This is a genomic window from Gammaproteobacteria bacterium, assembly GCA_015709615.1.
Taxonomy (GTDB): Bacteria; Pseudomonadota; Gammaproteobacteria; order Burkholderiales; family Nitrosomonadaceae; genus Nitrosomonas.
In genome coordinates, this window is sequence record CP054179.1 from 3,057,915 (window position 1) to 3,077,582 (window position 19,668).

15 protein-coding genes, 1 tRNA gene and 1 pseudogene are annotated in these 19,668 nt (G+C 48.5%); 6 read left to right on the plus strand and 11 right to left on the minus strand.

Features of this window, described 5'->3' with window-relative positions:
- Nucleotides 1-3 precede the first annotated feature (3 nt).
- Nucleotides 4-846, plus strand: a complete 843-nt coding sequence (ccsA, locus tag HRU77_14625; protein ID QOJ21804.1) for a cytochrome c biogenesis protein CcsA — start codon at nucleotides 4-6, stop codon at nucleotides 844-846.
- Between the two features lie 71 nt (nucleotides 847-917).
- Here the strand turns inward: ccsA and HRU77_14630 are convergent, their stop codons facing one another.
- The 9 genes from HRU77_14630 to rnr form a co-directional block, all read right to left on the minus strand.
- Nucleotides 918-3,020 carry a bifunctional (p)ppGpp synthetase/guanosine-3',5'-bis(diphosphate) 3'-pyrophosphohydrolase gene (locus tag HRU77_14630; GenBank protein ID QOJ21805.1) on the minus strand — a complete coding sequence of 701 codons (2,103 nt, stop codon included), beginning with the start codon at nucleotides 3,018-3,020 and terminating at the stop codon, nucleotides 918-920.
- A gap of 399 nt (nucleotides 3,021-3,419) precedes the next feature.
- On the minus strand, nucleotides 3,420-3,626 hold the full coding sequence (locus HRU77_14635; GenBank protein ID QOJ21806.1) for a DNA-directed RNA polymerase subunit omega: 207 nt from the start codon (nucleotides 3,624-3,626) through the stop codon (nucleotides 3,420-3,422).
- Between the two features lie 82 nt (nucleotides 3,627-3,708).
- Nucleotides 3,709-4,326 carry a guanylate kinase gene (gene gmk, locus HRU77_14640; GenBank protein ID QOJ21807.1) on the minus strand — a complete coding sequence of 206 codons (618 nt, stop codon included), beginning with the start codon at nucleotides 4,324-4,326 and terminating at the stop codon, nucleotides 3,709-3,711.
- A gap of 30 nt (nucleotides 4,327-4,356) precedes the next feature.
- Entirely contained in the window at nucleotides 4,357-5,973 is a 1,617-nt protein-coding gene (locus HRU77_14645; protein ID QOJ21808.1) for an HDOD domain-containing protein, read from the minus strand.
- A gap of 466 nt (nucleotides 5,974-6,439) precedes the next feature.
- The gene (locus HRU77_14650) at nucleotides 6,440-7,075 is read right to left on the minus strand and encodes a thiol:disulfide interchange protein DsbA/DsbL (protein QOJ21809.1); all 636 of its coding nucleotides are present in this window, start codon (nucleotides 7,073-7,075) and stop codon (nucleotides 6,440-6,442) included.
- An 84-nt stretch (nucleotides 7,076-7,159) separates the two neighbouring features.
- Complete coding sequence (locus HRU77_14655) at nucleotides 7,160-7,990, minus strand: SPOR domain-containing protein (GenBank protein ID QOJ21810.1); 831 nt, start codon at nucleotides 7,988-7,990, stop codon at nucleotides 7,160-7,162.
- Nucleotides 7,991-8,014: 24 nt separating this feature from the next.
- Nucleotides 8,015-9,772, minus strand: coding sequence for an arginine--tRNA ligase (locus tag HRU77_14660; protein QOJ21811.1), 1,758 nt, complete (start codon nucleotides 9,770-9,772; stop codon nucleotides 8,015-8,017).
- Nucleotides 9,773-9,874: 102 nt separating this feature from the next.
- Nucleotides 9,875-10,615, minus strand: a complete 741-nt coding sequence (rlmB, locus tag HRU77_14665) for a 23S rRNA (guanosine(2251)-2'-O)-methyltransferase RlmB (GenBank protein QOJ21812.1) — start codon at nucleotides 10,613-10,615, stop codon at nucleotides 9,875-9,877.
- A gap of 84 nt (nucleotides 10,616-10,699) precedes the next feature.
- The gene (gene rnr, locus HRU77_14670; protein ID QOJ21813.1) at nucleotides 10,700-12,952 is read right to left on the minus strand and encodes a ribonuclease R; all 2,253 of its coding nucleotides are present in this window, start codon (nucleotides 12,950-12,952) and stop codon (nucleotides 10,700-10,702) included.
- 57 nt (nucleotides 12,953-13,009) lie between these two features.
- On the opposite strand from rnr, the gene HRU77_14675 reads away from it, so the two are divergent.
- Nucleotides 13,010-13,094: transfer RNA gene (locus HRU77_14675), tRNA-Leu, on the plus strand.
- Between the two features lie 782 nt (nucleotides 13,095-13,876).
- Here the strand turns inward: HRU77_14675 and HRU77_14680 are convergent.
- Together HRU77_14680 and HRU77_14685 are read right to left on the minus strand one after the other, a co-directional pair.
- A pseudogene (locus tag HRU77_14680) lies at nucleotides 13,877-14,688 on the minus strand (transposase family protein).
- Between the two features lie 263 nt (nucleotides 14,689-14,951).
- The gene (locus HRU77_14685) at nucleotides 14,952-15,173 is read right to left on the minus strand and encodes a DUF2798 domain-containing protein (protein QOJ21814.1); all 222 of its coding nucleotides are present in this window, start codon (nucleotides 15,171-15,173) and stop codon (nucleotides 14,952-14,954) included.
- A gap of 226 nt (nucleotides 15,174-15,399) precedes the next feature.
- Here HRU77_14685 and HRU77_14690 point away from each other — a divergent pair, with 226 nt between their 5' ends.
- The 4 genes from HRU77_14690 to haoB all read left to right on the plus strand — a co-directional run bounded on the left by HRU77_14690 (nucleotide 15,400) and on the right by haoB (nucleotide 19,582).
- A complete protein-coding gene (locus HRU77_14690) occupies nucleotides 15,400-16,212 on the plus strand; it encodes a transposase family protein (GenBank protein QOJ21815.1) in 813 nt (270 codons plus the stop codon).
- A 93-nt stretch (nucleotides 16,213-16,305) separates the two neighbouring features.
- Complete coding sequence (gene rpsT / locus HRU77_14695; protein QOJ21816.1) at nucleotides 16,306-16,572, plus strand: 30S ribosomal protein S20; 267 nt, start codon at nucleotides 16,306-16,308, stop codon at nucleotides 16,570-16,572.
- 269 nt (nucleotides 16,573-16,841) lie between these two features.
- On the plus strand, nucleotides 16,842-18,554 hold the full coding sequence (locus tag HRU77_14700) for a hydroxylamine reductase (GenBank protein ID QOJ21817.1): 1,713 nt from the start codon (nucleotides 16,842-16,844) through the stop codon (nucleotides 18,552-18,554).
- Nucleotides 18,551-19,582, plus strand: coding sequence for a hydroxylamine oxidation protein HaoB (gene haoB, locus HRU77_14705; protein ID QOJ21818.1), 1,032 nt, complete (start codon nucleotides 18,551-18,553; stop codon nucleotides 19,580-19,582). The genes HRU77_14700 and haoB overlap by 4 nt, the downstream gene beginning before the upstream one ends.
- The last annotated feature ends 86 nt before the right edge of the window (nucleotides 19,583-19,668 follow it).

Below are 19,668 nucleotides of genomic sequence, written 5' to 3' on the forward strand. Positions count from 1 at the left end.
TCAATGATCAGCATTTTAACTTATCCCGCAGCCTTTTTGCTTTATATACTGATCGGTTGGTACTTTTGGCGCAATACTTGGAATCAGCCATCATTGCAGGCGAGTGAGCCTGCGTCAGCGACGATCGGTTGGATGCATTATGCCATGCTCATTCCTTTGTTATTGCATGCCACAACAATTTATCAGTCGATGTTTGCCGGTGCGGGATTGCGTTTCGGGGTGAGTAATGCGATTTCGGTGATAGTCTGGTTAACGGCATTCATCTACTGGTTTTCCGGTTTCTTCAAACGTTTGCAGGGGCTGCAATCGCTGGTTGCGCCGGTGGCCGCCGCATCCGCGATTGCAGTGCTATTGCCATTGTTCTTCCCTTCACTGCGCATACTGGAAAATACCGAACTGCCGGCATTTAAAGCGCATTTGCTGGTTGCCATGTTGGCATACAGCCTGCTGACAATCGCAGCGCTGCATGCTTTGCTGATGACGGTGGTGGAACGCCAATTGCACCATCCGGTTGCGCGCTCGGTGCTGACAAACCTGCCGCCGCTGCTGGCGATGGAAAAATTGCTGTTTCATATTATCTGGGTCGGATTTGTTTTGTTGACGCTGACCCTGTTAAGCGGTGTGGTTTTCTCAAAAGAGGTATTCGGCCAACCCGTGACTTTCTCACATAAAACGTTGTTTGGCTTTATTTCCTGGGGCGTATTCGCCGCTTTGCTGGCCGGAAGGCAGTTTTACGGCTGGCGGGGACGGATTGCAATCCGCTGGACTCTGGCGGGATTCGTTACTTTATTGCTGGCCTATATCGGCAGCAAGTTCGTGCTGGAGATTGTGCTGAATCGTTATTAGCCGGTTCTGGGTCTGCAAGGAGCCGGGTAAAACGGGCGGCCGGCCCCAGGGGCTTTTGCTCAAAAACAATATCAGCCTTTCAGGCGGCTGATTTTGGCCACTTCCCTGAGGTGTCTCAGACTACGCATGACTTGCGCCAGATGATGCCGGTTGTTGACTTGCAGAATAAAGCGCATGTGCATGAAATCATCCTCACTTTGCATTGCGATATCGTCAATATTGGATTCCGCTTTGGCAATGACAGCGGCTACGCGCGCCAGTACGCCTTGTTTATTCAGCGCCGTTACTTTGATACCGGCTTCGAACGTCCGGGTAATCTCTTTACCCCAAGTGACATCGAGATAATTTTCCGGATTTTTATGGCTGCTTGTAACGTTGGCGCAATCATGCGTATGAATGGTCAGTCCGGAGTCCTTTTTGATCACGCCGATAATGGCGTCGCCGGGAATAGGGCGGCAGCATTTGGCGAATTGCACGGTTATGCCCTCGGTTCCCAATATCGTGATCGGACCCGCTTTCTGTTCTGATGAAATGGATTCAGGGGAGGCCAGCCGTTTTGCCACCACAGCCGGGAGTTGTTTGCCGAGCGCCATTTCAGCAAGCAATTCTTCCTTGGATTTGACGCCGCTGTCACGCACTAATTTTTCCCATTGCGCGTCGGTGATCGTATCCGGATTCATATTAAAAGATAACAGCGCCTGATTTAACATGCGTTCACCCAACTTAACCGATTCGCCGTATTGAATGTTTTTGAGGAAATGCCGAATATGCGAGCGCGCTCTGCCGGTCGCAACATAACTGAGCCAAGCCGGATTGGGTTTGGCGTATGGGGCGGTGACAATCTCAACCCGGTCACCGCTCTTCAGTTTGGTGCGTAACGGTGCATTTTCACTGTTGATTTTTGCCGCGACACAGCAATTACCGACATCGGAATGAACGGCATACGCAAAATCGACGGCGGTTGAACCTCTTGGCAACGTGAGAATTTTTCCTTGCGGTGTGAAAACGAAAACATCGCCGGGGAACAAGTCAATTTTAAGATGCTCCAGGAATTCCAAAGAATCGGTCGAGCCGCTCAGCGTTTCCAGCAGGCTTTGCAGCCACTGACTGGTTTTTAGATGTAACTCATCGAAGTCGCCATCCGAGCTTTTATAGAGCCAATGCGAAGCGACGCCGTTTTCGGCAATGCGGTGCATTTCCGAAGTGCGGATTTGTATTTCAATCGGTATGCCGAATGGACCCAGTAATGTACTGTGCAGCGATTGATAACCGTTGGTTTTGGGGATCGCGATGTAGTCCTTGAATTTACCGGGAATCGGTTTGTATAGACTATGCAGCATACCGAGTGCGACATAACACGAAGGAATATCTTTGACAATTACGCGGAAGCCGTAAATGTCCAGCACTTCGGAAAATGACAGGCGTTTTTCCACCATCTTCATGTAAATACTGTACAAGTGTTTTTCCCGTCCAGTTACATCTGCTTCCAATCCCGCTTCTTTTAATTTCAGGTTGATGGCATCGAGAATTTTTCCCACGACCTCGCGCCGGTTGCCGCGCGCGGCCTTGGTGGCTTTTTGCAGCACGCGGTAGCGCAGCGGGTAGAAATAGCGGAAGCCCAGTTCTTGCAGTTCCTGATAAATATTATTAAGTCCCAGCCGGTGAGCGATCGGGGCATAAATTTCCAGAGTTTCGCGGGCAATGCGGCGCTGTTTTGCCGGCAGCATGGCTTCGAGTGTTTGCATGTTATGCAGCCGGTCCGCTAGTTTAATGAGAATGACGCGCACATCGCGCGCCATCGCCAATAGCATCTTACGGAAGTTTTCGGCTTGCGCTTCTTCTTGTGTTTGGAATTCGATTTTGGTCAGCTTGGAAACACCGTCGACCAATTCCGCCACCGGCTCGCCGAACCGCTCACTGATTTCCGCTTTGGAGATATCCGTGTCTTCGACGACATCGTGCAGTAAAGCGGCCATCAATGTCGGCGCATCCAGGTGTAGTTTGCTGAGAATTCTGGCAACCGCAACCGGATGGGAAATATAAGGCTCGCCGGATTTGCGGAACTGTCCGGAATGTGCTCCCTGGCCGAAAGAATAAGCAACCCTCAGTTGCGCGATATCATCCGGCTTGAGGTATTGCGATGTTTCTGAAAAAAGAAGTTCTGTTTCTGGCATGGTTTGATCAATCGGATGAGCGCCGGTCAGACCGGATGCAACTCATGTTCTTTAAGGAAACTTAGGGAAACGCTGATTAATTGATTGCACGAGCGAATCGCTTAATTGCGCGGCACTCACTACCTCGCCTATCTTGTTGATAGGTTCCGGTTGCTGTGTTCCGAGCGCCTATCACTTCAGCTCGTTCGCTGAATTAATCAGCGTTTCCTTGGGGAAGTACCGAAAAACTGCCGCGTTCGGTCATGCTGCGTTGAAATCAGGCTAAAAATGCTTATTTACCATTCGTAAACTGCGCTTTTCCACCTGCCCCGGCCTTATCTGGCTGTCGCTTGTTATTTTTTCAAACTTCCACTGTACTGATTCCGATTGCCAAGCGAGCTGGCTTTGGAACAGATGACATCACATGTTCTTGGGATTGAGTATATCCAGACCGACTTTACCTTGTGCTATTTCGCGCAGTGCGATGACGGTCGCCTTGTCACGTCCGGCTTCTACCAGAGGAGCCGATCCGATGGCCAGCTGTCTGGCGCGCGTCGTTGCGGCTAATGTCATATCAAATCGATTCGGTATTGCTTTTAAACAATCATCAACAGTAATTCGTGCCATCGTATAAATTCCGGTAATAAGTTATGGGCCAATTTTACAATAAAAAGACCCAGAAATAATGTCAATCATGTGCGCAAATCGCTCATGACAGTTCATTGATAAGTTTGTAGTGCTTCACGATTTGACGTTCTTTCTTTAGGCGTTCTGCTTTAATGACGCAAATTAAGTCATTAAGCGCTTCATCGAGTTGATGGTTGATAATAATATAATCGAATTCTGCGATATGGCTGATTTCTTCCCGTGCTGCTGCAAGCCTCTTTTGAATAACGTCGGAGTTATCCTGTGCCCGTGATTTTAAGCGCGTTGCCAGTGTTTCGGCGGATGGCGGAAGAATAAAGATACTGACCGCTTGAGGAAAAATTTGTTGTATTTGCCGTGCGCCCTGACAGTCGATTTCCAGCAGAATATCCTGCCCGGATGCAATGGCTTGATTGATCCATTGATGCGAGGTGCCGTAGAAGTTTCCGTAGACTTCGGCGCTTTCAATAAATTCGCCTCTGAGGAGCATCTGTTTGAACGTTTCTACAGCGACAAAATGATAATCACAACCATTGATTTCTCCGGTGCGCGGCGGGCGGGTCGTGTGTGAGATTGACAAGCTGAGATTTAAATCCGATTGCAATAATGCTCTGACCAGACTGGTTTTTCCTGCTCCGGATGGTGCGCTGATGATAAATAAGCAACCTGTCGTTTGCGTCATTTTGTATCCATCATGTGTGAAGTCATTATTTTATCTTGAATTGAAAGCAGTCAATGTTTGACCTTTTAACGTTCTGATCAGGCGGATTTCTTCCTGCGTTATTCCTTCCGGTGCTGCCGATTTGCGGTCGGCATAGAATAACCCGATGGGCTTATCGTTGGTTACGAGGGGTAACACCATAAAGCTGCGTACGTCTGGAAACAGATCGTTATACCATTGCGGCATCAATCTGCGAATTTTGGGGGCGCCGGCATCGGAAATCAATAGATCTACATTTCTTCTCAGTGCAAAATGAAAGACATCGGTGGACGAAGCAATGGGGAAGTTAAGAATTTTTTGATATTCCCTGCTGTTTTCTCCCAGGGAACCTCGTGCGCAGTATTGATTCATTTTGGAATCTTTAAGAAAGAGTGTGATGAAACGAAAACCCAGACTATTATAATAAGTTTCCAGGATCAGCATGATCAGACTATCCAATTTATAATGACCTGGCGCCATAATTTCGCTGGCATTCTGCACGCCGGTCAATAGTAACGCCGGTGCATTAAAGGGCTTGCCGCTGGGGTGGCGCTGAATTTCCTGCGTATCTTCAATTTCATCGCCATCGATAATCATTTCATCCAGTAAGCTTTCATCAACGGGGAGAGTGAATTCCGTAGGCGCCGAATCCGTGTTTATTTTTTGATTTCTATCGACATCGAGCAAGTTTGCATTGATCAACAAGGAGTGTGTTTCCAGTTTGGCATCCATAATCAGTTGATCCAATCCGGATTTATCCAGATTAAGCGCTTTTCCGAAGCGCGTGAGCAGCTTGTTTTTAAGCTCCGGGTCTTGCGGCGTGTCGGTCTCTACGATCAAGGGTGCGGCCTTCTCGCTAAATTCGGCTACTTGCTGCATCCATTCCTGCTTGCCTCTCGCAATACCTAGATTCCCGAAAGGTCTGCTTTTGAGCCCTTGAATAATACTGCTCGGAATACTCCATTTTTCCAATACGGTTTCAGTCAAGGTGTCGAGATTAAAACCCAGTGCTTGCATGGATGCTTGCACCGGCGTATGCGTGCCTTGCGCGATCAGCGTTATCAATTCTTGGTAAAGATTATGATCGTAAGCCGCGAGTAATAAGCGTCCAAGATTCTTGAATAAAGCCGTGATGGCGGCTTCTTCCACATCGATAAAATTGCTGTTTTTAGCGAATTCACGGCTGATCATGCTGGCTGCAAGCGCGTGTATTAACTCGGTGCGTACAAGCTCGGCGCGTTTTCCGGACATACCATCCACCAGCAGCATGGCGAGCGCACAGGTTTTGACGGAATTAAAGCCCAGCAGGAAGATGGCTTTGGTGATATTGGCATTGACTTTGCTGGATGCGGTTTTAAAAGTAGCAGAATTGGATAAGCGCAGAATTTTTTGCGTCAATGAAACATCCGATAATACGCAGTATGCCAATTGCTGGATGGATTGATCGTCGGATGAAGATAACTGGATGATGCGTGCGATGGAGCTGCCAAGGGCGGGGAGATCGGGGTCATTGGCAGCCGCCTCGATCAAACGGTCTTTGATTGTTTTGCTGTTGCAATTTCTTAGTACCGGGGAGTTCGGGGAGCTGGGTGCGTTTTCCGGTGTAGCGGGTGAGTGAATTGATCGCATCTTGGATTCTTTTCAAGAAAAATGGCCATTGGGTGGCGCAAAAAATTTCGATATTGGCTTCAGATTTTTCATCTGATAATTAATATCTAATATCAATATATATAATGTTTTTATTAGCGGCACAATTAAAGGTTAGTTGATGATAGGGTTAAGGAATGCCATATTTCTTGAAATGATTCTGTTGCAAATCTTTTGCTGAATGAAAAGAGCCGGTTGGCAAGATTTTCTTGCCATCTTCCGATCATGGCGCAGCTGGTTTCTGTTCCAGTACAAAATGATGGGTCTGTAGTGTCAGTGCGGTGTTTCATATACTGGCTGACGCTATGTCTGCCGGAATAGCCGCTGGTGATGCCGGGAATCTTTTTTGACCCGGCGGGAGGCTGTATCAATCCTTTGAAACAGCCAAAATCCGCACTGTTCTGTTTATCACTATGGATGTTTCATCGGGGAAAAGGCAAAAGTGCCGCTACTTTTCCTTGCGGACTTTTTCCAGCAGCGCATCCAAGGTTTTGATGGTATCTTGCGGCGTGCTGCCCATTCTGCCGCTGGTTAGATATTTGCCGTTGATTACCAATGCCGGAACACCGGTGAGTTGATATTGGCGTGACATTTGTGTCGATCTCGATACCTGATTTTGCACTGCGAAAGACTGATAGGTATTTTCAAATTTCTTCCGGTCGATGCCTTGTTTCTCAATCCAATCGAACAAGACCGATTCATTATTCAGATCAATTTTGTCGCGATGAATGGCGTCGTATACTTTATCGTGCAGCGAACCGGTTATTCCGAGCGCCTCAATGGCATAAAATATTTTTGCAGCTGACACCCAATTGGGGCGAAGAATCGCCGGTACATACTGAAAACTGACATCACCGGGGATATTCGCGAGCCAGTTTTTTAGATGCGGATGCAGGCTGTAGCAATGCGGGCAGCCGTACCAGAAGAATTCCAGAACCTCGATTTTGCCGCTGCTCTCAGCCGGCTGCGGTTTTGCCAAGACTGTATAATCTTTGCCTTCAACGATTTCGGCGTTTGCACCGGTTGGATTGATTAAACCAAAACTGAATACTAGGAAGAAAACTGCAAGGGCTTGACGATTCATGCTGACTCCTTAAAAAGTATTTAACGGGTTGCGATGAGTGATGAAGATTCAGGGCAAACGTCAGTGAAACGTTGCAATGAAGTGTTATTGTATCTTGACGGGCTGCGTTTCTATGCCATTTTCCCTTAATGACGCACTGGTTTGATCGCTATCCGTTCTGTTGTTGAATGGCCCGATACGGACACGGTACCAGGTGCCTTTCTCAGCCAAATCGATCGCCTGCACCGATGCAAATACCCCCAGCAGAGCAAGCCTGGCTTTCATATTTTCCGCTTCGTCATTTTTTCTGAATGACCCTGCTTGGAGAAAAATTTTCTCTTTCGCTGGAGCTGGTGTTTTGGTTTGCGATTGAGGCGTTACCGGCTGTTGCTGCTGCTGCACAGGCTGTTTCGGTTCGACCGGAAGCGCGCGCGGCTGGATGGCAGCGACTTGCGGCGGCGGAGTGACCGGAGTCACAACGGGGCGGGGCGGAGCAATGGGCTGCGGTGCCACGGGTGACGGCGCAATTTCAACCGGCTTGTTGTTATTTTCCGGTGTTTTCGCGGTTATTTGCGGTTGCGCTGGTTTTTCGGTGGTACGTTTGAATTCACGATCGATTTCAGGTTCTTCGATACCTGGCAAGATCTTGTAAAAATCAAACCGGGGTTTTTCTTCCGCTACAGCTACCGGTTCTTCCGGTACGGCCTTTTCCGCTGTTTTGGCTTTTTCTGCAACCGGCTGTGGAGGCGTTTTTTCCGCTGAAGCGGCTACTTTCTCTGCAGGTAAAAACGGACTGGGAGCGTAATTAAGATATAACCAGATGCCGATTGCACTCGCAATGCCCAAAGCGTAACCGACAAATCCGCCAAAGAAAGCGGAGCCGCCCTTTTCGGACGAGGATTTTGCTGGCTTGCGGGTTTTATAATCTCGGCTCATGAATATCCTTCTACATTAATTCAATTACATTTTATCAGGTGCGCTGACACCGAGTAAGGTCAATCCATTATGCAGTACCTGGCGGGTAGCGGCGATCAACGCCAGCCGGGCGTGCTGCAGGGGAATTTCGGATACCAGGAAGCGCGTTGAATTATAGTAACTATGGAATTCGCTGGCCAATTCTCTCAAGTAGAAGGCGATCAGATGGGGAGAAAATTCCTTCGCGGCCATTTCCACGGTGTCGGGAAAATCGATCAGTTTCTGCAGCAGAGCCAGTTCGGCAGGACTGGATAATGCTTCTGTTCCGGCTTCAACCAGATCGTCAATATCGCCGTCCCATTGCGCCAGTACGCTGCGCACGCGCGCATGGGCATATTGCACGTAATAAACCGGATTCTCGTTGCTTTGCGACTTCGCCAGGTCTAAATCGAAATCCAAATGCTGATCGCTTTTGCGCATCACATAAAAGAACCGTGCCGCGTCTTTGCCGACTTCCTCGCGCAATTCCCGCAGCGTGACGAATTCACCGGAGCGGGTCGACATCGGCGCTTTTTTACCGTCGCGGTAAAGTACGGCAAACTGCACCAGAGCGATTTCCAGTTTTGCTGGTTCCAGCCCGAGCGCCTGCAATGCGCCTTTCACGCGTGGAATGTAGCCGTGATGGTCCGCGCCCCAGATATTGATGACTTGATCGAAACCGCGCTCGAATTTATTCAGGTGATAAGCGATGTCCGATGCGAAATAAGTGAATTGACCATTTTCCCGCTGCACCACCCGGTCTTTTTCGTCGCCGAAATCGGTTGAACGGAACCAGATTGCTCCATCTTGTTCGTATAAGTATTTTTTTTCTTTGAGCAATTCGATGGTGCGCGCGACCGAGCCATTATCGTATAACGATTGTTCGGAAAACCAAGTGTCGAATTCAACCCCGAATTCCATCAGGTCATTGCGGCAATCGCCAATTTGCTCGGTCAGCACAAAATTGTGGATATACGCATAATCCTGGCCGAGTATTTTTTTGGCGTTGGCAATTAACCGATCCAGATGTTCGTCGGTACTCACGGCTGTTTCCATGACACTCACAGGCAAACCATCCAACACGAGCTCCGGATGATGAACATATCGTTCGGCGTGTGCCTGGTGAATCAAGCGAGCCATCGACTTGACGTAGTCTCCCTGATACGCATTTTGCGGGAACGGAATGTGGATGTCGTTTAGCTCCAGATACCGCAACCAGGTAGAAAGCGTCAGAATATCCATCTGACGGCCCGCATCATTCACGTAGAATTCACGCGATACGTTGAAACCGGCGGCAGTCAGAACATTCGACAGGCTGGCGCCGATTGCGGCGCCGCGTCCATGACCGACATGCAAGGGGCCGGTCGGATTGGCCGAAACGAATTCCACCTGGATTTTCTTTCCTTGACCGGAATCACTGTGGCCGAATGTTTCTTTGCTTCGCAACACCTGATGCACGCATTGCTGTTTCGCGGAATTTTTCAGGAACAAATTGATAAATCCGGCGCCTGCTATTTCCACTTTCTCCAGATAAGGCGAGGCGGGCAGGGCATTGATCAATAAATCCGCCACTTCGCGCGGGTTTTTATGCAGCGACTTGGCCAGTTGCATGGCCAGATTGCACGAATAATCGCCGTGACTGGCTTGCTTGGTGCGCGTCAATTCAATGCGGACATCGACGTCCGGCGTCGCGATGGCATTGGCGGCGGTACGGAATAGCTCGGCGAAATGGGTTTTGAAATGTGGATGAGCGGATGAATTCATGGTTGGGAATCAGCGGTATCGAAATTTTTTACGCAATGCTGCTGCGCGGGATGAGAATCACAGTTGTTAGAATATAAGCGGTATTTTATCAGGTGGCGCGGTTCAGACCAAAGATTGCTGGCGATGCGTTTCAAACAAACAAATTCCCGCGCTGACGGCAACATTCAAGCTTTCCACGCTGCCCAGCATGGGAATCCGCACTAACTGATCACAATTCTCGCGTGTCAGGCGCCGCAGTCCTTTTTCTTCTGAACCCAACACCCAGGCAACAGCGCCCTGGATCGGGAAATGCGTCAAATCGTAATCCGCATCTTCCGCGGTGCCAAATATCCAAATGTTACGTTCTTTTAATTGATTCAAAGTGCGCGCCAAATTGGTGACGGCGATATAGGGAACGGTATCCGCCGCGCCGCTGGCAACCTTATAAACCGTTGGCGTCAAGCCGACCGCGCGGTCTTTCGGTGCGATCACAGCATGCACGCCGAACGCATCGGCGACGCGCAAACAGGCGCCCAAATTGTGCGGATCCTGAATACCGTCCAGCACCAGCAGGCGTGCCGGGCCGGTTAGTGTATCCAAAATGTCGTCAATGCCGGTATGACTGCGCGCGCTGTCGATACTGGCCGCAACGCCTTGATGACGATCACTGCCGGTCATGCTGGCGAGTTTTGCGCTTTCGCATGGAACCAGGCGGATCTTCCGGTTTTCGGCCAGCTGGATGAGATTGCGTGCACGCTGATCGTCACGCGCAGCATCGATCAGAATCTCTTTGATGCTATCCGGATTTTGCCGCAGGCGGCTGGTGACGGCATGAAAACCGAAGATAAAGCGGGTGTTGGACACGTTTTAACCTGAGCTTGATTGGAAAATAACCGGCTGTTTGGCCGGGTGATTGATTTTTGCGCGTATTTTAGAGCAATTCATCACCTATAAATGTGATTTCTTGCTTTTGGCCGAAGCTTTGGCTTTTGTTCTGGTTTTTGTTTGGGTTTTGGCTCGTTCCGGTTTTTTATCCGGTTCGGCTAACACAAAATCGATTTTGCTGGTTTCCAGATCGACGCGTACCAATTTGACGCGCAACCGGTCGCCGAGGCGATATTGCTTGCCGCTACGTTCGCCGAGTAACAGATGCTTGGTGGCATCGAAATGAAAATAATCGCTCGGTAATTCGGAAATATGTACCAACCCTTCGACGTACACGCCGTCCAGCGCCACAAACAGACCGAATCCGGTCACACTGCTGATGACGCCGTCAAAGCATTCACCGATTCTGTCCTGCATATAAAAACACTTGAGCCAGGATTCGACATCGCGCGTAGCGTCATCGGCGCGCCGTTCGGTCATCGAGCAATGCAGGCCCAATTCGTTCCAATCGCCGGGATTGTAGGTTTCACCTTGCAAGACCGCTTTGATCGCGCGGTGCACCAGCAAATCGGGATAGCGCCGGATCGGCGACGTGAAATGGGTGTAAGCATCATATGCGAGTCCGAAATGACCTGTGAGATCCGGGCTGTAGATGGCTTGCTGCAACGATCTGAGCATGACGGTTTGCAATAGTTGCGCATCCGGTCTGCCTTGGATTTTAAGCAGCGTTTGCGCGTAATCCTTGGCACCCGGTTTGTTCTTGCCACCTAATTGAATACCGAATTCCTTCAGAAAATTGCGCAAAGCCTCGATTTTTTCTGCAGCCGGGCTTTCGTGAATGCGATACAACGTAGTTTGACCGTTTTTTTGCAGAAAATCTGCAGCGCAGACATTCGCCGCCAGCATGCATTCTTCGATCAGGCGATGCGCTTCGGTGCGCTGCACCGGCACAATCTTTTCGATCTTACCTTGGTCGTTGAAGAACATCTGGGTTTCGGTGGTTTCAAAATCGATTGCACCGCGCTTTTTGCGCGCTTTGAGCAACGCCTTGAACAGTTTGTAGACCAATTGCAAGTGTGGCAGCAGTGCGGCATGTTCCTTAGCTTCGGCTCCTTTGGGTTTTTCCAGTATCGCCGTTACCGTGGTGTAAGTCAGGCGTGCATGCGAGCGCATCACCGCGGGATAAAAAATGTAATCCAGTATCTCGCCGTTTTTCTGGAACTCTATCTCACATACCATACACAAGCGGTTTTTATCGGGATTGAGCGAACACAGCTCGTTCGATAGTGCTTCGGGCAGCATCGGAATGACGCGGCGCGGAAAATACACGGAATTGCCCCGGTCCAGCGCTTCTTGGTCAAGCGCGTCACGCGGTTTGACATAGTGACTGACATCCGCGATCGCCACATATAAGCGGTATCCGTCATCCGCTTTCTCGCAATAAACCGCATCGTCGAAATCGCGCGCGGTTTCGCCATCGATGGTGACCAGCGGCAAATGCGTGATGTCTTTACGTCCCTTGAATTCTTTCTTCAGGACATTCTTGGGAAATTTGGCCGCGAGTTTTTCAATTTCGGGAGGGAACACGTAAGGTAAATCGTGTTTGCGCAAAGCGATTTCAATTTCCATTCCTGGCGCGGTGTAGTCGCCCAGAATCTCGATAATCTTACCGATCGGTTGTGTTTGTTTATTCGGTTGCTGGATGATTTCGACAATGACAATTTGCCCAGCCTTGGCTTTGAGCGAGTGCTCCTTGGCGATCAGAATATCCTGGCTGATACGCTTGTTTTCGGCGACGACGAATAAAATACCGTGGTCGATATGCAGCCGTCCCACCAGTTGCGTGTTCGTGTGTTCCAGGACTTCGACAATGACGGCTTCGCGCCGGCCGCGCCGGTCCAACCCGATTTCACGAACCACGACTCGGTCGCCGTGCAACGCTTTGTTCATTTCTTTAGCGCTCAAAAATAGATCCGGGCTGCCGTCATCGGGAAGCAAAAAGCCGAATCCATCCGCGTGACCTTGTATCCGGCCTTTGATCAGATCCAGTTTTTCCATCACGCAAATATCGCCTTTGCGGTTACGGAAAATCTGACCTTCGCGCATCATCGCCGTTAAGCGGCGGTTGAACAGCTCTTCTTCTTTTTTTGTGATATCCAGTAATTTCCGCAATACCGGCTCAGCAAGCGGTATTCCTTGTTGCTGTAAAATCTGCAGAATATATTCCCGGCTTGGTAATGGACTTTTGTAGCGCTCTTTCTCACGTTTGAGAAAAGGATCCAAATTACGCAGTTTATGATTTTTCTTAATTGACAAAACAATGATTTCCTATAGAATTACGCGTTCTTCGGCAGCCTGACCTGGCTGTCCTTGGCCCAGATGGCGGAATTGGTAGACGCGCATGGTTCAGGTCCATGTGCCTTCGGGTGTGGAGGTTCGAGTCCTCTTCTGGGCACCATCAGTACTTAATAAGTTACTGAGTATTAGATAATTAAATTTTACATCAAGTATTTCTATACCTAAAACTATACCGAAAAAAGAGTCACTGGGCTTTTTTGATTCACTAATACTTAAAGTCTAGGCAGGAATCCAGATTTCAATATATTTTTTGATCTTATATCAGATTCTTTCTGTTGTATATTTTTAGACCGTTAGTGTGTCTAAAACCGGGGTGAGTATCAGTCATTCATTCCGGCCAGTAATTCCTATAGAGTTCGGCAAGCATATCCTCTTTCTTTGCGTAAACATCTAGTAGTACGGGAGAATCGAGCCAGTAACTTTCCGCTATTTTCCAGAGTCCGGCCATTCCTTCGTTGATCCACCTGATTTCCAATTCAGTGGCATGTCTACAGGCAATTAAGAAATAGATTTTTTTCTTCCTGTGCTCTTGTTTTCTTCGATCGGTTACTTAAATATCGTGCAAAATTCATCGTAACTAATTGTGAACTAATGATAATGTCTCAAACGTCTCTTGTCTCTAATTCAATTTTTTTGTGGATGTGGACCAAAAGCAGTCTAGGTAAGATGTAATGCGCTAATGGCAGTTGACTTTGCGCATGAAGAGAGAAGTCCGAAAAAAGCAAGCAGCATCGTAGAGCAAGAATTGAAGTGAGGTTTGGCTTCGTTGACGCTTATAAAATCATTACTCAGTGACAACCCTTGTAAGTAAGCAAATGAGACAATCGCTTGTAATCTGAATCTTATTGGATAGCTATCGATTTGTACAATCTGTAAGAAATCTCAGGGTTGTTTACAGAGAGGTTGATTGAAATAAGCGAAGAGTATTTCATAAGGGGTAGCATTATTCAAACTCTTATGAGGCTTAACGGTATTGTAGAAGTTAATGAAACGGAGAAGCTGAATGCGTCGATCGGCGCTGTCTTTAAAGTGAATCTTACTGTGCCACATATCCATCAGGGTGCGGATAACCCGCTCAGCTTTACCGTTGGTTTGCGGACGATTGATACGGGTAAACTTCTGACCGATACCGTGCTGCCTGCAAGCTTTGACAAAAGCATGGCCGTCAGTTCCTTTAAATTCTTTGCCGTTGTCAGAATAAGCATAGTCGATCTGGTAAGGACATTGAGCAACAGTGCTTGTGAGAAAGCAAGCTGCACTATGCTGGGTTTTATCGGGAAGATATCGGCATACAATTCCCTGGAGAAATCATCGATGGCCACAAACAGGTACTCGCGAGGTTTATTGGCAGACTGTCCTTTCAATAATGGAAGCCGCTTGGTATCGAGGTGAACGAGCTCGCCCGGATAAGATTTGTTATAGCGCTTCGCTTCACGCTTGAGACGTTCCTGGATGGTTTGCTCTACTTTAGCCAAACGTTTGAGGCCATACTGCAGTGTCTTGAAGCGCTGATTGGTACTGCTACGCGGAGTAAATTCCTGGAGTCTGGCTCGTTTCAGTACGTCATAAATCGTTGGCCGGCTGACGTGAAAGTATTCTGCCAGCTGAACTACCTTCCACAGCCGGGTTTGATACAGCCGCCAGATTTCCTGACGATCCAATAATGTTAAACGAGTGCGTTTGTGTATGTTCATCTACAGTATTCTCCTGAATACTGTAAACAACGCTAGAAATTCTTACATACAATCAGTCTGATAGACTTGATTCATTAGATTCATTATTCCGATGGCAGCGCCAGCCATGCTTTATCAACAACTGCTTATATGGCGTGACTGATGTGTTCAATGAGCGGAATGGGAAATTGCTGAGATAAATACTCAGACCGTGTGTTTCTTCGATAGCGTGAAACAAGATCGTCTGGCAGCCGAAGTCTGCTAACTCAGATTGATCTAAAATTTCAGTGAACTATTATTTCCACCACTCGCCGGTACACGGGGGAAAGCAGTAATAAAACCACTAAACCGATCGGGAAAGCGATGCCCCAGGAATAGAGCCATTCTTCAATAAAATTACTGGAAAATCCGAGGTTTACTGCAGTCACGGTTGCGGATACACAGCACGTCATTGTCGCGGACATGATTAAACAATACAGGCAATGCGCTAAGAATTTCTGTTTCATGTCAAAAACTACTGAAAATTTGAAATCCCGTATTGTATTTAATTTCATGTCAAAATATTGTTAATCAATAGGCTTGATTGCTGGTGTTCGTAATCAATGGCTTGTTATAAAGGCTTTAGATTAACAGATCTTGTTTGCTGGTCTAGCGCCTTGTCAAAAACTTCAGCTACTTTTTCAGTTGTAAGAATTTCTAGCGTTGTTTACAGTATTCAGGAGAATACTGTAGATGAACATACACAAACGCACTCGTTTAACATTATTGGATCGTCAGGAAATCTGGCGGCTGTATCAAACCCGGCTGTGGAAGGTAGTTCAGCTGGCAGAATACTTTCACGTCAGCCGGCCAACGATTTATGACGTACTGAAACGAGCCAGACTCCAGGAATTTACTCCGCGTAGCAGTACCAATCAGCGCTTCAAGACACTGCAGTATGGCCTCAAACGTTTGGCTAAAGTAGAGCAAACCATCCAGGAACGTCTCAAGCGTGAAGCGAAGCGCTATAACAAATCTTATCCGGGCGAGCTCGTTCACCTCGATACCAAGCGGCTTCCATTATTGAAAGGACAGTCTGCCAATGAACCTCGCGAGTACCTGTTTGTGGCCATCGATGATTTCTCCAGGGAATTATATGCCGATATCTTCCCCGATAAAACTCAATACAGCGCCGCTTGCTTTCTCATCGCTACTGTTGCCCAATGTCCTTATCAAATCGATTGCACTTATTCCGATAACGGCACGGAATTTAAAGGAACTGACGATCATGCTTTTGTCAAAGCTTGCAGGCAACACGGTATCGGTCAGAAGTTTACTCGTGTCAATCGTCCTCAAACCAACGGGAAAGCTGAGCGCGTGATCCGCACGCTCATGGACATGTGGCACAACAAATTCTGTTTTAAAGACACTGCTGACCGACGTATTCAACTTGTCCGTTTCATTAACTTCTACAACACCGTCAAACCCCATAAGAGTTTGTATAACGCAACCCCTTATGAAATACTCAACGCTTATTTCAATCAACCTCTCTGTAAACAACCCTGAGATTTCTTACAGATTAGGCTTTGTCAATGGTTGCAATATAGATAAAAAGAAAGTAGTATTTAAGCCTTTTTCTTTGAAGGGATTGAGATTTTTATGGCGAATAGTGCACAAGCAAGAAAGCGTGCGAGGCAGGCGGTAAAACGCAGGGAGTATAATTTCAGTTTGCGGTCTAAATTGCGTACCGCAATTAAATCAGTAAGAAAAGCAATAGATTATGGAAATAAAGAGCAGGCTCAAAATGTATTTAATAGCTCCTTGAGGACTGTCGATTCAATCGCCGGCAAAGGCATTATTCATAAGAATAAGGCAGCGCGCTATAAAAGTCGTTTGTCAGCTGCTATCAAGGCGATGAATGGCTAGATTTTTTTCGGCAGCTTGATAAAAACTGAGAAGATTAAAACTTAATTCTTGAGAATGCACACTTTGCAGTTCCTTGACAGTCCTTGGAATGGCAAGTAGTCTTGGATGCGGTAATGGAAGCAATGTTAAAGGGAAAATTGGGTTTGTAGTAGTAGTGTTGAAGGGGTATGGTGGTATTTGTTGTACTTGCATTGATAAAGAGTAAGAGAAAATAAGAATAGAAGGAAGGCGAAGGGTTAAAAGAGAATGGAAAACCAAAGGAGAGAGAGATGAAAGGCAAGCTATGGCCGAAGATAGTAGCGGCGATGTTGGGTGGGTTGCTGATAGGAGCGGCGCACGCGAACATACCGAGCGTACCGAACGAATTATATGAAGCGTTGAAACTGGATCGAGAGAAAGTAACGCCGAAGGAATTGCACGAAGCGCTGGTTAAGCGTTACAAGGATCCTGCGCAAGGAGCGGGCCGCGGCACGCTGGCGCAATATTGGGAACCGATTCCGTATGGAATTTACCTGGATCCGGCGACATTTTACAAATCGCCTACCACGAACAAAGAAGTTGCGAGCCGTAAAGAATGCGTGGAATGCCACACCGACGAATCGCCGGTATGGGTACAAGCGTGGAAGAGAAGCAGCCATGCGAACCTGGACAAAGTCCGCAATCTGAAACCGGGCGATCCTACTTTTTATAAGAAAGCCAAACTGGAAGACATCGAAAAGAACCTACGCTCGATGGGCAGACTGGCTGAAGGTGAAAACCTGAAAGAAGTCGGCTGTATCGACTGCCACGTAGACATTGGCGCGAAGAAAAAAGCCGATCACACCAAAGACATCAGAATGCCGACGGCGGACGTATGCGGTACCTGTCACCTGCAAGAATTTGCAGAACGTGAATCGGAACGCGACACGATGATCTGGCCGCACGACCAATGGCCGGATGGACGTCCATCGCATGCGCTGGACTACAAAGCCAACGTGGAAACCACGGTATGGGCAGCGATGCCGCAACGCGAAGTAGCCGAAGGCTGCTCGATGTGCCACACCAACCAAAACAAATGTGACTCCTGCCACACCCGTCACGAATTCTCAGCAGCGGAATCCCGCAGACCGGAAGCCTGCGCAACCTGTCACAGCGGCGTAGACCACAACAACTGGGAAGCTTACTCCATGTCCAAGCACGGCAAGATTGTCGGCATGCTGGGTAACCAATGGAACTGGGAAGCACCGTTAAAAGACGCCTATGCAGTAGGCGGACAAAGCGCGCCAACCTGCGCCGGCTGCCACATGGAATACGAAGGCGAATACAGCCACAACATGGTTAGAAAAATCCGCTGGGCGAACTATCCGTTTGTTCCTGGGATTGCTGAAAACATCAAGAGCGAATGGTCGGAAAAACGTCTGGACTCATGGGTCGTGACTTGTACCCAATGCCACTCGGAACGTTTTGCCCGCTCCTACCTCGACCTGATGGACAGAGGCACGCTGGAAGGACTGGCTAAATACCAAGAAGCCAACGCTATCGTACACCAACTGTACAAGGAAGGCTTATTGACAGGGCAAAAAACCAACCGCCCTGCACCACCTGCACCGGAAAAAGAAGGCTATGCATACTTTGCCCAACTGTTCTGGTCGAAAGGCAACAGCCCTGCAGCGATCGAGCTGAAAGTGCTGGAAATGCATGAAAACGACCTGGCTAAAATGCACGTAGGCTTAGCGCACGTCAACCCGGGCGGCTGGACTTACACCGAAGGCTGGGGGCCGATCAACCGCGCCTACGTTGAAATTCAAGACGAAAACACCCGCATCCGTGAAATGGTTGCACTGCAAGAACGTGTTAAGAATCTTGAAAGCAAGAAAACCAGTCTACTCGACTTAGACGGCACAGCAGAGAAAATCTCGCTGGGCGGTTTAGGCGGTGGCATGCTGCTGGCCGGAACACTGGCTCTGGCAGGCTGGCGCAAACGTAAGCAAAGCGAAGCTTGATAAGCGCTAACGCAGAAGATCGCACTGCCAAGGCAGTGCGATCGGGAGACAAGCTACTCCCGTCATTAGGGATCCTCCTGGTGACGGGAGGTTTGCTTTTGTTGGGCTGGTTTACATATATATGGTTCAAACCGGTACCGGCCCCCTATCACTATCAACTGGTTGCGGAAGGCGACAGCCGGAAGTTCAGCAAAATGGACCTGGAAGGCTGGCCGGAACTGAAGCTCAGCCAATACAAAGTACAAGCCGACGGAGTAACCAAACCGATAGCCGAATTCATGGTAGCGCGGCAAGAAGGCGGAGCGCCGGTACTGATCTACTGGAAGAACAGCACCAACGAAATACTGTACAACTTCGACCGCAAACCATCGGAACTCAGTGCGCTGGCCGCCGTAATCAAAAGACACGCGCCGAAAGACGCCCTGATACTGTCCTGGTGGGATACCTCGCGGCAACTCAAACTGCTCACCGGCAACGACACGCTCTTTACCAGCCACCTGAACGAACCGCTGATGATACCGGTGCCCTGGCTGGAACAAAGCGAAGCCATCCAAGCCTATGAAAACCAATTCTGGGAAAGCAAAGCCAGTCAAAAAGAACGCGCACAATTCAAACGCTTCAGCGAAGCCCTGACAGCCCCTGCGGAAGAAGGCGTCAAGCAACTGCGGGAACTGGTAGGCTCAGACCGGGAAACCTACGTCATCGTACACGTCACCGACCTATACAAAGTCGGACTCATGCACCCGGACAAAATTGGCGTAGCGTTTCAGAACTTCCCGATGACCGGCAACATGCACGGCATGATCAACCAAATGAAAGTGCAACTGAAGGAAAACGACTTCAACACCTACACCCTGCAATCGGTCGCGGACGAAGAAATCAGAGTATTCTTCCTGAGCGATGAAAAGAGCAGTCAAACGCTACTGGCCAGAATGCTGCCGTTTGTCGACAAGAAAGCCCCGACGGAACTGGAAGTAGCGCAACTGATCTATCAACAAGGCGGCTACTGGGTTTACAAACTACCATAAACGGCAACGCCAGCAAAATAGCCATTTACACAATGCGGCGATAGCGTACAATACGAAGCCAACAAACTTGAATTAAAAAAAGCATA